This window comes from Umezawaea sp. NPDC059074, assembly GCF_042738955.1.
Lineage (GTDB): Bacteria > Actinomycetota > Actinomycetes > Mycobacteriales > Pseudonocardiaceae > Umezawaea.
This window is the reverse complement of record NZ_JBHYHC010000001.1, coordinates 98,461-111,774: the sequence shown is the minus strand read 5'-3', so window position 1 is coordinate 111,774 and position 13,314 is coordinate 98,461. Positions and strand designations below refer to the sequence as shown.

Below are 13,314 nucleotides of genomic sequence, written 5' to 3'. Positions count from 1 at the left end.
CCCGAGAATAGCCCCGCACGCCGGCAAAACCGGCGTGCGGGGCGACGAGCGGGGTACTTCACACGGCGAGCAGCGCGTGGACCTTCCGTCCGACTAGTCGCTCACGGCCGCCCAGTGCGGTGATCTCCAGGACCACGGAGACGCCCGTCACGATCGCCCCCGCGCGCTCCACGAGTGTGCAGGCGGCCTCGGCGGTGCCGCCGGTGGCGAGCACGTCGTCGACGACCACGACGCGCTGACCGGGGAGGATGGCGCCTTCGGGCAGTTCGAGCTCCGCGGTCCCGTACTCCAGGTCGTAGGACACCCGGTGCGCCACGGCGGGGAGCTTGCCCGGCTTGCGCAGCGGCACGACGCCGTAGTGCCAGCCGTACCCGAGCGGCGCGCCGAGCAGGAAGCCGCGCGACTCGATCGCGGCGACGACCTGCGTGTCCGGGTCGATCTCGCCTTGCAGCCCGTCCACCACGGCGCGCAGGGCGTCGGGATCGGCGAGCACCGGCGTGAGGTCCCGGAAGACGACACCCGGACGGGGGAAGTCCGGGACCTCACGCAGGAGTTTCAGCGCGTTGTCGAGCTTCAACGCTGCTTCTTGCCGGTCGGACGGCCACGACGGAGGTCGGTGGCCTTGGGCGTGCGGGACGGCACACCGGCCGCCGCCGCGTACGCCTTCTCCTTGCGGATCTCCGCGTCCAGCGCCCGGTCGTCGCCGGACTCGACGCCGTCGGGCGCGTCGTCGGTCACGTGACCGGCGGCGGCCTTCTTGGCGAGGCTCTCGCGGCGGGCCAGCACGCGGGCCGCCTGCGCCCGGTACTTCGCGTCGCGCATCTTCAGGTCGACCGCGGCCGGGGTCGCGATGTAGATCGACGACAGCGCGCCGATGAAGATACCGGTCAGCTGCACCAGCGCGAGGTCCTTCAGCGTGCCGACGCCGAGGAAGCCGACGCCGATCACGAGCAGGCCGAGCACGGGCAGCAGGGCGATCAGCGAGGTGTTGATCGACCGCATCAGGGTCTGGTTGACGGCCAGGTTGGCCGCCTCGCCGTAGGTGCGGCGGGTCAGGCCCAGGATGCCCCTGGTGTTCTCCTTGACCTTGTCGAACACGACCACCGTGTCGTAGAGCGAGAAGCCCAGGATGGTCAGCAGGCCGATCACCGTCGCGGGCGAGACCTCGAACCCGACGAGCGAGTACACGCCCGCCGTGATCAGCACGTCGTGCAGCACGGCGATGAGCGCGGCCAGCGCCATCGACAGCTCGAAGTACAGCGCCAGGAAGATCGCCACGGCGATCAGGAACACGATCAGCGCGATCAGGGCCTTGGTGGTGATCTCACCGCCCCAGGACGCGCTCACCGCGCTGTCGCTGATCGTCTGGATGCCGCCGGTGGGCTTCAGGTCGGTGTTCAGCTCGGTCTTGAGCTTGGTGACCTGGTCGACGTTCAGCGTCTCGGACCGGATCTGGATGGTCGCGTTGCCGCCGGTGCCGACGCTCTGCACGGCGGTCGGCTCCTTGCCGATCGCCTTGGTGAAGCTCTCCTTGACGGCGCTGACCTGGATCTCGCCCGCCGAGCTGGACACCGGCATCTGGATCTTGGTGCCGCCGACGAAGTCGATGCCGAGGTTGAAGCCCTTGAACCCGATCGACCCGATGCAGACCAGCAGGATGAGGCCGAAGATCAGGTACCAGCGCTTGCGCTTGCCGATGATGTCGAACGCGCCCGTGCCGACGTAGAGGCGGTGGAAGACACCGTTGCCCTTGGTCTTAGCCACGTCAGGCCTCCTTCACGGCGGTGCTCTTCGAGCCCGCGTGAGCGCGCTGGTCGACACCGGCCTGCTGTGCCCCGCCGAGGCCGGACAGCTTCGGGTTGGACAGGAACTTGGACTTCGACGCCATGGCCACCAGCGGGTGCGTGACCAGGAAGACGACCACCAGGTCGAGCACGGTCGACATGCCGAGCGTGAACGCGAAGCCCTTCACCTGGCCGACGGCGATCACGTACAGGATCGCCGAGGCCAGGAAGCTGACGCCGTCGGCGGACAGGATCGTCCGCCGCGACCGGATCCAGGCGCGCGGCACGGCCGAGCGGAACGACCGCCCCTCCCGCACCTCGTCCTTCAACCGTTCGAAGAACACCACGAACGAGTCCGCCGTGATGCCGATCGACACGATGAAGCCCGCGATGCCCGCGAGGTCCAGGGTGAACCCGATCCAGCGGCCGAGCAACACCAGGACGGCGTAGACGATGCCCGCGGACAGCACCAGCGACAGGATCGTCAGGATGCCGAGCAGGCGGTAGTAGAAGAGGCAGTAGACGAACACCAGCGCGAGGCCGATGCCGCCCGCGATCAGACCGGCTTCCAGCGAGGCGAGGCCCAGGGTCGCGGACACCGTCTCGGCCTCGGAGGCCTCGAACGACAGCGGCAGCGAGCCGTACTTCAGCACGTTCGCGAGCTGGTCGGCCTCCTTCTGGGTGAAGGTGCCGCTGATCTGGGTGTTGCCGCCGAGGATCGGCTCGTTGATGTTCGGCGCCGACACGACCTGGCTGTCGAGCACCACGGCGACCTGCTGCTGCGTGTTCGCGGTGGTGAACTTGCCCCACTTGGAGCCGCCGTCGCCCTTGAAGTCCAGGGAGACCACGAAGCCCGCGCCCTGCGGGTCGCTGCCCGAGGTCGCGTTGTTGATGTCCTCACCGGTCAGGCGCGTGTAGAGCGAGAAGTCGTCCGGCTTCGTCGTCTTGTCGTCGGCGGCCGGGTTCACCGGCGCGAGGACGTACTTGCTCGTCTTGTCCTGGTCGCAGGTGATGAGCGGCTTGTCGAAGTCGTCGTTGCCGATCAGCGGGTCGACCTTGTCCGGGCAGGTGAACGCCTGGAGCGCCTGCTGCACGGTCTGCGCGTCGAGCGTGGTGAGCGCCGGGTCCTGCCTGCACGCCTTCGCCTCGGCGATGGCCTTGGTGGTGTCCTCGGAGTACTTGCCGTTGAACACCGCCTGGCAGTCGGGCTGGTCGGCGGGCGGCTGCGCGGCGCTGCTGGCGGGCGGCTGGGCCGCGTCGCTCGCGGGCGGCGCGGACGGCGTCGTGGTCGGCTGCTGCTCCAGCAGCGGAGCCGGACGCCCCTGCGGCGCGTTGCTGCTCGACGGCGTGCCGGAGCCCGCGGTCTCGCTCGGCGGCGGCACCGACCCGGAGGTCGGCGCGGCGCTGCCGGAGGTGCTGGGGGCCGCGCTGCCCGAGGGGTTGGCGGGGATCGCGCCCGGCGGGATGTTCTGCGCCGGGGAGCCCACGACCTTGCGGAACGCCAGGCGCGCCGTCTTGCCGAGGCTCTTCGCGCCCTCGCCGTCCGCGCCGGGCACGGTGATGACCAGGTTCGTGCCGTCGCGGATGACTTCGGAGCCGGACACACCGAGGCCGTTCACACGGGTCTCGATGAGGGTTCGGGCCTGGTTGAGCGCCTCGTCCGTCGGAGTCTTCCCGTCGGGGGCTCGCGCGGTCAGCGTGACCCGCGTTCCACCCTGGAGGTCGATGCCGAGCTTGGGGGTCGCCTTGCCGCTCCCGGTGAAGAACACCAGGGAGTACAGCGCGACCACGATGAGGACAAATGCGCCCAGGTACTTCGCTGGGCGGATCTGCCCGGCCGGAGGTGCCACGGTCCGTCCGTCTCCTCGAACTGGAAGATGATGTCAGGTCGGCAGGCCTCGTCCTGGTGGGACGAGGACAGCACGCCCTCACCCGAAGGTGTTCAGTCCGGGCGAGGGCGCAGCGTACCCCGCGTCGTGTGAGCTGGACGTCACTGCCCGCAGTTGGCACATTTGACCGTTGCCAACCGCGGACCGACGCGCTCCGACGCGCTTACTTCTTGGTGTTGTGCTCCAGCGGCGGCGCGATCTCCGCGGCGGTCGCCGGGGCGACCTCGTCGACGACGGCGTCTTCCTCGGCGTCGTCCTCGTACTCGTCGACGGTGTCGGCGGCGACGATCTTCTCGCGCACCGCCTGGCGCAGCCAGGTCGTCACGACGCCGTCGGCGATCTCCAGGTCGATGGTGGCGTCGTCGGTGGCGTCGGCGACCGTCGCGTAGAGACCGGAGGTGGTCATCACGCGGTCACCCGGCTCCAGCGAGGCCAGCAGCGACTGCTGCTCGGCGGCCGCGCGCTTCTGCTTGCGAGCGCTGAGGAACAGCGGCACGGCGAGCAGCACCAGCAGCAACGGGAACATCAGGGACGAAAGGTTCATCATTCTCCGTTCGGCCGGACGTCCGCAGAGGTGTCCGGAACGTCCGATTTTTCTGGGTGCCACCGGCGATTGTGCCAGGTCATGGAACCCGATCACTCGTCAGGCCGTGGGTGGCCGCAATCCCAGGTGCCACCACGCGGCGTCGGTGGCGACGCGTCCTCGGGGCGTACGCGCCAGCATGCCGGCCCTGACCAGGTACGGCTCGCACACCTCCTCCACGGTGGTCACCTCCTCGCCGACCGCGACCGCGAGCGTCGCGACGCCCACCGGGCCGCCGCCGAAGGAGCGCACCAGCGCGCCGAGCACGGCCCGGTCCAGCCGGTCCAGGCCCAGCTCGTCCACGTCGTAGACGGCGAGCGCGTCGCGGGCGACCTGGAGGTCCACCACGCCGTCCGCGCGGACCTCGGCGAAGTCGCGGACCCGGCGCAGCAGTCGGTTCGCGATGCGGGGCGTGCCGCGGGACCGGCCCGCGATCTCCAGCGCGCCGTCCTCCCGCAGGTCGACGCCGAGGATCCTGGCCGAGCGCCGGATGATGTGGTCCAGCTCGTCGGGCGCGTAGAACTCCATGTGCCCGGTGAAGCCGAACCGGTCGCGCAGCGGGCCGGTCAGCGACCCGGACCGGGTGGTGGCCCCGACCAGGGTGAACGGCGCGATGTCCAGCGGGATGCTGGTCGCGCCGGGCCCCTTGCCGACGACGACGTCGACCCGGAAGTCCTCCATCGCGAGGTACAGCATCTCCTCGGCGGGGCGGGCGATGCGGTGGATCTCGTCGATGAACAGCACGTCGCCCTCGACGAGGTTCGACAGCATCGCGGCGAGGTCGCCCGCCCGTTCCAGCGCGGGACCGGAGGTGATCCGCAGCGACGCGCCCAGCTCGGCGGCGATGATCATCGCGAGGCTGGTCTTGCCGAGGCCGGGAGGGCCGGACAGCAGCACGTGGTCCGGCGGCGACCCGCGCCGCATCGCCCCCTGCAGCACCAGTTCGAGCTGTTCGCGGACCTTGAGCTGGCCGACGAACTCGGTCAGGTCCTTGGGCCGCAGCGTGGTCTCGACGTCCCGCTCGGTCGGGATGACCAGCGGCGAGAGGGTCTCGTCCTCGTCCTCGTAGTTCACCTCTTGCGCCCCAGAGCGGCCAGCGAACGGCGGAGCACGGTCGGCGTGGTCTGGGAGGAATCCTCGGCGATGACCGCGTCGACGGTCGTCTCGGCCTGCTTGACCGGGAACCCGAGGCCCAGCAAGGCCTCCACGACCTGCTCGCGCACCTGCGGGGCCCCGTCCGCGACGCCGTCGGCGGTCGGCAGCGGGCCCGCCTTGTCCCGCAGCTCGATGATCAGCCGCTCCGCGCCCTTGCGGCCGATGCCGGGCACCTGGGTGAGCACGGAGATGTTGCCGTCCGCCAGCGCGGCCCGCAGCTTGTCCGGCTCCAGCACCGCCAGCGTCGCCAGCGCGATCCTCGGCCCGATGCCGGACACGGTCTGCAACAGCCCGAACAGCTCGCGAGCGTCGGAGTCGGTGAAGCCGAACAGGGTCAACGAGTCCTCGCGCACGACCAGCGCCGTCGAGAGGGTCGCCTCCTCGCCCCGCCGCAGCCCGGCGAGCGTCGTGGGCGTCGCCTGCACGGCGAACCCCACTCCCCCGACCTCCACGACCACGTGATCGAGTCCGATGGACAGCACCTGCCCACGCAGCGACGAAATCACTTGGTCCTACCTCCGTTTTTCGCGGCTTGGGCGAGCTTGAGCTTGTGCGTGCGGGCCATCTCGGCGGCCTTGGCCTGCGCCTGCGCCATCCGGGTCTGCATCGGCGCGCGCCAGATGTGGCAGATGGCGAGCGCGAGCGCGTCGGCGGCGTCCGCGGGCCTCGGGGCCTCGACGAGGCCGAGGAGCTTGGTGACCATCGTCGTCACCTGCGCCTTGTCCGCGCGACCCGACCCGGTGACGGCGGCCTTGACCTCGCTGGGCGTGTGGAACATGACCGGCAGACCCCGCCGAGCCGCCGCCAGCGCGACCACCCCGCCCGCCTGCGCGGTCGCCATCGCGGTGCGGACGTTGTGCTGGCTGAACACCCGCTCGATGGCGATCACCTCGGGCCGGTAGCGGTCCAGCCAGACCTCCACCTCGTCGGCCAGGTGCATCAGCCGGATCGCCAGCTCGTCGTCGACCGACGTGCGGACGACGTCGACCGCCACGATCCGCACCGTCCGGCCGGGACCGCCGTCGACGACGCCGAACCCGCACCGGGTCAGGCCTGGGTCGACGCCGAACACGCGCACTGGGGTCCCTCCACCGAGACGAACATCCGTTCGAACTTTAGTGGGTGGGCGCGGCCGGGGTTCCCACGACACGCGACAGTCACGGATTGGCGACATCGCCCGTGCCCGCGGTCGACAGTGAGTCACCACCTCGCTACGGTGGCCCGGTCCCATTGATCCACTTCACCTTCCCGGACGCGGCAAAGCGGGGGGCCATGACATGAGGCGGTTCAGCGCCCAGGCGGCCTTCCTCGGCACCCTTTTGCTGGTGCTGCTCGTCGTCGTGGTGTCCGGCGTCCTCGGCCACACGGCCTCCGTCGCGCTCGACAAGACGTCGCAACTCACGGCGACCGTCACCGCGCTGGTCCTCTACTGGCGGGCCGCCGGGCGGCGGACCGGCACCGAGCGCCGGTGGCGGCTGTGGATGGTCGCGTCGATGTCCGCGCTGGCCGTCGGGCTGAGCGCGTGGATCTGGGGGCAGCTGTTCCTCGGCGTCTCGCTGCCGTCGTCCACGTTGGCGCCCTTGGGGTTCATCCTGACGCCGGTGCTGGCTCTGGGGGCGGTCCTGACCCTGGCGCACGGCGCCACCGACTCGCTGCCGAACCACCGCAGCAAGCTCGTGGTGGTGCTGGACGGGCTGATCGTGGTCGGGTCGCTGTTCGTGCTGACGTGGGTGTCGGCGCTGGAGTCCATCGCTCGGGCCTGGGCGACGTCGGGGCCGGGGTTCGCGACGGTGGTGGCGCACCCGGCCGCCTACCTGGTGCTGCTGGTGACATTGCTGGTGACGTCGTGGACGCACAAGCCGGTGCGGCAGCTGCCGATGCTGTTCCTGGCGCTGGCGGGGCTGGCGCAGTCGTCGTCGGGGTGGATCTTCGCGTGGCTGGTGAGCCACGGGGCCGAGGCGATCCCGCCGGTGGCCGACGCGGGGTTCATGGCCTGCCCGGTGCTGCTGCTGATGAGCGCGCTCGCGCCCACACGGGGGCGGGTCGCGCGGCCGGGGAAGCTCGGCACCGGCGAGCTGCTGCACCTGCTCGTGCCGTACCTGCCGATGCTGATCACCGGGCTGTTCATCATCGTGGGAACGGCCACCGGGGTGCGGTTCAACCCGCTGGAGATCTACACCGGGCTGGGCGTGGTGCTGCTGGTGATCGTCCGGCAGCTCGTGACGCTGATGGACAACGCCCGGTTGCTGGACCAGCTGCACGAGAGCCGGGAGCAGTTGCGGCACCAGGCGTTCCACGACCCGCTGACCGGGGTGGCGAACCGGGAGCTGTTCCGGCAGCGGTTGACGGCGGCGCTCGAACGCGGGGACCCGGTGGTGCTGGCGTTCATCGACGTGGACGGGTTCAAGCACGTGAACGACAGCTTCGGGCACGCCGAGGGGGACGCGGTGCTGCGGATCGTGGCGGCCCGGCTCCAGCGGTGCGTGCGGGAGGAGGACACCGTGGCCCGGTTGGGCGGGGACGAGTTCGGGGTGCTCGTGGAGAGCGGGGCCGATCCGTCGGAGATCGGGGTGCGGGTGCTGGAGGCGTTGAAGTCGCCGCACCGGACGCAGGGACGGGAGCACCTCGTGCGGGCGAGCGTGGGGATCGCGCACCGGGAGGTCTTCGACGGCGCGGCCACCGCGGACGACCTGCTGGGGTCGGCCGACGCGGCGATGTACACGGCCAAGCGGTTGGGCAAGGGGATGGTTGTCGTGCACGGGTCCGTGGCAGCGACGGAGCTGACGTGAACGCCGAGGACGTCATCGAGGCGCTGGGGTTGGAGCCGCTGCCCGTCGAGGGCGGGCACTTCGCGCAGGGGTACCGGTCCGGGGACCTGTCGACCATCTACTACCTGTTGCGCCCCGGCGAGTTCTCGGCGTTGCACCGGTTGGGCAACGTCGAGGTGTACGCGCACCACCTCGGGGCTCCGTTGCGGATGCTGTTGCTGCACCCGGACGGGAGCGTGAGCGCGCCGGTGCTGGGTGGTGGGCTGGGCGAGGGGCAGCGGCCGCAGGTGGTGGTGCCCGCCGGGGCGTGGCAGGCGAGTCGGTCCGACGACTGGACGTTGGTGACGACCGTGGTCGTGCCGCCCTACACCGATGACGTGGTGGAGTTCGGGGACGCGGACGCGTTGGCCGTGGAGTTTCCTTCGCACGCCACGGAGATCCGCGGGCTCTGCGCGCCGTAGGCCACTCGACCGGACGCCTCCGATCAGGTGCTCGCGGTTCATTTCCCACCGGGTTCCGGCCGAAAGCGGAAGACTTCGACCACCGGTCGCGTGGGGGTCACCGGCCGGGTCCTTAGGGGGAAACCGGATGGGATCAATGGGGAGAAGGGCGGCGGCGCTGCTCGCCGTCGTCGTGGGGTGCCTGGCGCTGCTGGCGGGGACGGCGTCCGCCGACCCCGGCGTCGGAGCGCAGGCGCAGAACATCGAGTTGTACGCGGGGCCGGTCAACATGCGGCCCGGACCGTCGATCGACAGCGGGTTCTCCGGCGTCATCGAGAAGGGGGTCCACTGGGCGGAGTGCCAGACCGCGGGCCAGCGGATCTTCTACCTGGGCAACGAGTCCACCGTCTGGGTGTGGGTCTACAACGAGAAGTTCAACGTGTGGGGGTACGTCAGCACGGTCTTCGTGAAGGGACCGATGATCATCCCCGGTTTGCGCTGGTGCTGATCGGATGACTCCTGCGGCGACCGCGCGCGGCGCGGTCGCCGTAGGGTCGGTCGGATGGGGACCGTGGTGCGGGTGCGGGGGATCGTGCTGCCGGAGCGCGAGGAACGGACGTTCTGGATCGACGGCGACCGGCTGCGGACCTCGCCGGTGCCGGGCGCGGAGACCGTGGTGGACGGCGGGTGGCTGCTGCCGGGCCTGGTGGACGCGCACACGCATCCCGGCAGCGCCAAGCCCGGCGATCCGTTCGACCACGACCTGCTCCGGGCGGATCTGGGACTGCACCGGGACGCCGGGGTGCTGTTGGTGCGGACGCCGGGGACCGCGGGCCGGATGCCCCGGTGGGTGGACGAGGAGCCCGACCTGCCTCGGGTGCGGTCGGCCGGGCGGTGGCTGGCCACGCCGGGGCGGTTCTTCGCCGGGTGGGGGCGGAACGTGGACGAGGCCGACCTGGTCGCGGCGGCCGTCGAGGAGGCTTCGGCGTCTTCCGGGTGGTGCAAGGTGATCGGGGACTGGGCCGCCGGGGAACCCGCCGTGCCGGTCGGGGTGCTGTCGGCCGTGGTGGAGGCCGTGCACGCGGTCGGCGGGCGGGTGGCCGTGCACTGCCAGACGGCCGACGGGTGCCGGAACGCCGTGGAGGCCGGGGTGGACAGCCTGGAGCACGGGATGAACCTCGACGTCGGGCTGGTCGAGCGGATGGCGGCCCAGGGCACGGCGCTGGTGCCCACGCTCGGGGCGTTCCTGGACTTCGTGGGGCCCACCTCCAGCGACTTCCTGCGACAGGGGGTCGAGGGGATGCTGGCCACCATCCCGGTCGCGCGGGAGGCCGGGGTCGAGGTGCTGGCGGGCACGGACAGCCGTCCGTGCGGGACGGTCGTCGGGGAGGTCCAGGCGTTGATCCGGGCGGGCTTGACGGCGGAGGCCGCTGTCGGGGCGGCGTCGTGGCGGGCTCGGGCGTGGCTCGGCGTGCCGGGGTTGGTCGACGGGGGCCCCGCGGACCTCGTGGCCTACGACCGGGATCCGACCGCGGAGCCCGGTGTCCTCGCGTTTCCCCGACGGGTCGTCCTGCGGGGGAAAGTGGTGCGGTAGCTAGCGGTAGGGCCCCTGCCCGGTCGGTCGGACGAGGATCTCGCCGACGTCCACCGACGGTGGCTGGGAGACGGCGTACAGGACGGCGCGGCCCACGTCGGCTGGGTCCAGTTTCGGTTCGGTCGCGCGTGACTCGGGGATCGCGCCGGTGTCCGTGAGGCCGGGCTGGACGACCGTGACGCGCACGCCGGTGCCGACGCACTCGGCCCGGATGTTCTGCGCCAGGCCGGAAACCGCCCACTTCGTGGCCGAGTACAGGTTGCCGGGGCGGACGCCCCGGCCCGCCGCCGAGCCGGTGAGGACCAGGTGGCCCCGGCTGCGCAGCAACGCGGGCATGGCGGCCTTCGCCGTGTAGGCCGGGCCGCAGACGTTGGTGAGGACCATGTCCGCCCACTCCGCCGGGGGTGCGCCCTCGTCGGTCGTGAACGACGTGACGACGCTCGACCCGGCGTTGGCGAAGACGACGTCGATCGAGCCCCACTCGTCTTCCACGCGCTCCATCAGGAAGGCCAACTCGTGCCACGACGTGACGTCGCAGGAGGCCGCCCAGACGCGGTCCGGGCCGCCCAAGCGCGTGGCGGCGTTGACCAGCTGTTCGGCGTGCCGCGAGGTCAGGACCAGGCGGTACCCGGCCGCTGCCGCCAGTTGTGCGGTGGCCGCGCCGATGCCCCTGGACGCGCCGGTGATGACGAAGACCGAATCCCCCATGGACCGGACGCTACCCAAAGTCGTCAGCGGGACGACAGCGCCACCTGGTTGGATCAAGGAACTGGTCCGAACGAGGTGGGGGAACACCGATGAACATCACTCGCAGGTTCGCGCTCGGCTTGGGGTCGGTCGCCGCGGCCTCGGCTGTTCTGGGCACGTCGGCCGCGGCGGCGTCCGCGCAGGCCGACGAGGTGGACACGGAGCCGGAACTGGAGTCGTTGATCCCGCGTTCGGCTGACGTGGCACGGCGGAAGATCGCGCGCAAGTACCGGCTCGAGACGCGCAAGGCGCGCGGCTCCTGGTCGTCCTACATCGGGGTGGCCAACGCGGACGGCTCGGTGCGGTCCGCCGTGGAGGAGAACGCGGACGCGGTCGTGGAGGCGTACAGCGTCAACAAGATCGCGGTCGCCGTCGCGGTGCTGGACAAGGTGGACCGCGGGCTGCTGACGCTGGACCAGCGGGTCGACGTGACCGCCGCCATCGTCATCCAGGACACGGACGGCATCTTCGGGCTGGACGGGGCGTACCCCAGTTCGGTGACGATCGGGCACGCGCTGGCGGCGCTGCTGACGGTGTCCGACAACACGGCCGTGCGGCTGTGCGGGCTGGTCGCGCCCGCGTTGGAGATCAACGAGATCCTGCGCGGGAAGGGCTTCCCGAACACGCAGGTCGTGCCGGTCGCGAACCCGAACCGGTTCTTCCTCGGCACGACCACGCCGCGGGAGACGGACCGGCTGCTGCGCAGGCTGGTGGCGGGTGAGCTGCTGTCGCCCACGTCCACCGCGTACCTGCTGACGATCCTGCGGTCGCTGACCGCGTTCACCGACGGGATCCGGCTGGAGCTGTCGTCGAACGAGCGGCTCCAGGTGGCGACCAAGGCCGGCTGGTTCGACGACGGCCGCAACGAGGCGGGCATCGTGTTCTCCGCCGACGGCAAGCCGGTGATCACCTACGCGCTGTTCGCGTCCGGGCAGTTCCGCGGGGACGCCGCGGCCAACCTGGACAACTACGGCGCGACGCACCCGGCGCTGCGGGCCCGCGCCGCGCTGGGCCGGACGCTGTTCGACTCGGTGCTCCAGATCACCTGCGCCGCTCCTCGGGCGTTCCGCTCGCAGGCCTACCGGCCCTGGACCGGAGCCTGACGTATTTCCCGGTGCGGAGCGCGCTCCTCACCTTGTGGACCGGGTCGGTGGTCGCCGCCGTCGACGACCGACCCGTTCGCTCCCCGCCGCGCCGCGCGCCGGGCCCGTGACGACTAGGCTCCGGGCACGCGAACGAGGAGGCACGGGTTTTGACTCCCAGGCAGGTGACGCTGGCGGAGGTCGCGAGCCACGCGGGGGTGTCGCTGGCGACCGCCTCGCGCGTGCTCAACGGCAGCACGCGGCAGGTCAGCGACGAGCTGCGGGACCGCGTGGTCGGCTCCGCCCAGGAACTGGGCTACCTGCCCAACGCCGCCGCGCAGGCGTTGGCGCGCAACAGCAGCGTCCTGGTGGGCCTCGTCGTGCACGACATCTCCGACCCGTACTTCTCCAGCATCGCCGCGGGCGTGACGCGGATCGCCGAGGAGGCGGGGCTGGTCGTGGTGCTGGGCACCACCGGCCGCGACCCCGAGCGCGAGGTCGAGCTGCTGTACACGCTGCGCGCGCACCGGGCGCGGGCCGTCGTGATCGCGGGCAGCCGCACCACCGACCGCGGCTCCACGGGCAGGCTCGCCGCCGAGATCGAGGCGTTCGCCGCGCAGGGCGGCCGGGTGGCGTGCGTCTCGCAGGCCCGCATCCCCACCGACACCGTGGTGCCGTCGAACCGCGCGGGCGCGCGGGCGCTCGCGCGAGAACTCGCGGCGCTGGGGCACAAGCGGTTCGCCGTGCTGGCCGGGCCGTCGAACCTGATCGTGGCGCGCGACCGGCTCGCCGGGTTCAAGGCGGGCCTGGCCGACGCCGGGGTCGACCTGCCCGCGTCGTCGGTGATCACCGGGGCCTTCACCAGGGACGGCGGCCACGCGGCCGCGGTCGAGCTGTTGGCCGCGAAGACCGGCGCGACCTGCGTGTTCGCCGTGAACGACGTGATGGCGCTCGGCGCCATGGCGGCGTTGCGCGAGGCCGGGCTGCGGGTGCCGGAGGACGTGTCGATGGCCGGGTTCGACGACATCCCGACGCTGCGGGACCTGGTGCCGGGGCTGAGCACCGTCCGGCTGCCGCTGGAGGAGCTGGGCGAGCGCGCGGCGCGGCTGGTGCTGGACGAGGGAGCGGACGAGCCCCGCACGGTCAAGGTGGCGGGCGAGGTCGTGCTGAGAGCGAGCACCCGCTCACCCTCCGGAACCGGCCTGCGCTGACCGCCACAACCTCTAAACTGGACCGAAGCGTTCCCCCACCTGCAAGATCCACCGAGGAGTG

14 protein-coding genes are annotated in these 13,314 nt (G+C 71.5%); 6 read left to right on the top strand and 8 right to left on the bottom strand.

Going from position 1 to position 13,314, the window contains the following annotated elements; all coding sequences use genetic code 11:
• Positions 1 to 58: 58 nt before the first annotated feature.
• From ACFWW9_RS00520 to ruvC, 7 genes are all read right to left on the bottom strand, one after another.
• Positions 59 to 577, bottom strand: coding sequence for an adenine phosphoribosyltransferase (locus tag ACFWW9_RS00520; protein ID WP_390370232.1), 519 nt, complete (start codon positions 575 to 577; stop codon positions 59 to 61).
• Positions 574 to 1,764 carry a protein translocase subunit SecF gene (gene secF / locus ACFWW9_RS00515; RefSeq protein ID WP_390370231.1) on the bottom strand — a complete coding sequence of 397 codons (1,191 nt, stop codon included), beginning with the start codon at positions 1,762 to 1,764 and terminating at the stop codon, positions 574 to 576. The genes ACFWW9_RS00520 and secF overlap by 4 nt, the downstream gene beginning before the upstream one ends.
• Position 1,765: 1 nt before the next feature.
• Complete coding sequence (secD, locus tag ACFWW9_RS00510; protein ID WP_390370230.1) at positions 1,766 to 3,634, bottom strand: protein translocase subunit SecD; 1,869 nt, start codon at positions 3,632 to 3,634, stop codon at positions 1,766 to 1,768.
• A 202-nt stretch (positions 3,635 to 3,836) separates the two neighbouring features.
• Entirely contained in the window at positions 3,837 to 4,217 is a 381-nt protein-coding gene (gene yajC, locus ACFWW9_RS00505) for a preprotein translocase subunit YajC (RefSeq protein ID WP_390370229.1), read from the bottom strand.
• Positions 4,218 to 4,316: 99 nt separating this feature from the next.
• Positions 4,317 to 5,330 (bottom strand): Holliday junction branch migration DNA helicase RuvB, encoded by a 1,014-nt coding sequence (gene ruvB, locus ACFWW9_RS00500; RefSeq protein WP_390370228.1) that lies wholly within the window; start codon positions 5,328 to 5,330, stop codon positions 4,317 to 4,319.
• Positions 5,327 to 5,917, bottom strand: a complete 591-nt coding sequence (gene ruvA, locus ACFWW9_RS00495) for a Holliday junction branch migration protein RuvA (protein ID WP_390370227.1) — start codon at positions 5,915 to 5,917, stop codon at positions 5,327 to 5,329. The genes ruvB and ruvA overlap by 4 nt, the downstream gene beginning before the upstream one ends.
• Entirely contained in the window at positions 5,914 to 6,489 is a 576-nt protein-coding gene (ruvC, locus tag ACFWW9_RS00490) for a crossover junction endodeoxyribonuclease RuvC (protein ID WP_390370226.1), read from the bottom strand. Before ruvC ends, ruvA begins: the two co-directional genes overlap by 4 nt.
• 199 nt (positions 6,490 to 6,688) lie before the next feature.
• Between ruvC and ACFWW9_RS00485 the strand changes: the two genes are divergently transcribed.
• From ACFWW9_RS00485 to ACFWW9_RS00470, 4 genes are all read left to right on the top strand, one after another.
• Positions 6,689 to 8,200, top strand: a complete 1,512-nt coding sequence (locus ACFWW9_RS00485; protein WP_390370225.1) for a diguanylate cyclase domain-containing protein — start codon at positions 6,689 to 6,691, stop codon at positions 8,198 to 8,200.
• On the top strand, positions 8,197 to 8,640 hold the full coding sequence (locus ACFWW9_RS00480) for a cupin domain-containing protein (protein ID WP_390370224.1): 444 nt from the start codon (positions 8,197 to 8,199) through the stop codon (positions 8,638 to 8,640). Before ACFWW9_RS00485 ends, ACFWW9_RS00480 begins: the two co-directional genes overlap by 4 nt.
• 136 nt (positions 8,641 to 8,776) lie before the next feature.
• Entirely contained in the window at positions 8,777 to 9,127 is a 351-nt protein-coding gene (locus ACFWW9_RS00475; protein WP_390370223.1) for a hypothetical protein, read from the top strand.
• Positions 9,128 to 9,181: 54 nt separating this feature from the next.
• The gene (locus ACFWW9_RS00470; protein WP_390370222.1) at positions 9,182 to 10,213 is read left to right on the top strand and encodes an amidohydrolase family protein; all 1,032 of its coding nucleotides are present in this window, start codon (positions 9,182 to 9,184) and stop codon (positions 10,211 to 10,213) included.
• On the opposite strand, the gene ACFWW9_RS00465 is transcribed toward ACFWW9_RS00470, so the two are convergent.
• Entirely contained in the window at positions 10,214 to 10,921 is a 708-nt protein-coding gene (locus tag ACFWW9_RS00465) for an SDR family oxidoreductase (protein ID WP_390370221.1), read from the bottom strand.
• An 89-nt stretch (positions 10,922 to 11,010) separates the two neighbouring features.
• Between ACFWW9_RS00465 and ACFWW9_RS00460 the strand changes: the two genes are divergently transcribed.
• Together ACFWW9_RS00460 and ACFWW9_RS00455 are read left to right on the top strand one after the other, a co-directional pair.
• A complete protein-coding gene (locus ACFWW9_RS00460; protein WP_390370220.1) occupies positions 11,011 to 12,063 on the top strand; it encodes a serine hydrolase in 1,053 nt (350 codons plus the stop codon).
• Between the two features lie 149 nt (positions 12,064 to 12,212).
• Positions 12,213 to 13,253: a LacI family DNA-binding transcriptional regulator gene (locus ACFWW9_RS00455; protein ID WP_390370219.1), complete on the top strand. Its 1,041-nt coding sequence runs from the start codon at positions 12,213 to 12,215 to the stop codon at positions 13,251 to 13,253.
• Positions 13,254 to 13,314: the final 61 nt, after the last annotated feature.

Excerpts from the sequence above, each read along its gene's own strand:
- yajC (WP_390370229.1), bottom strand. The coding sequence starts at position 4,217 with ATGAACCTTTCGTCCCTGATGTTCCCGTTGCTGCTGGTGCTGCTCGCC.
- ACFWW9_RS00485 (WP_390370225.1), top strand. The coding sequence starts at position 6,689 with ATGAGGCGGTTCAGCGCCCAGGCGGCCTTCCTCGGCACCCTTTTGCTG.
- ACFWW9_RS00475 (WP_390370223.1), top strand. The coding sequence starts at position 8,777 with ATGGGGAGAAGGGCGGCGGCGCTGCTCGCCGTCGTCGTGGGGTGCCTG.
- ACFWW9_RS00470 (WP_390370222.1), top strand. The coding sequence starts at position 9,182 with ATGGGGACCGTGGTGCGGGTGCGGGGGATCGTGCTGCCGGAGCGCGAG.
- ACFWW9_RS00465 (WP_390370221.1), bottom strand. The coding sequence starts at position 10,921 with ATGGGGGATTCGGTCTTCGTCATCACCGGCGCGTCCAGGGGCATCGGC.
- ACFWW9_RS00460 (WP_390370220.1), top strand. The coding sequence starts at position 11,011 with ATGAACATCACTCGCAGGTTCGCGCTCGGCTTGGGGTCGGTCGCCGCG.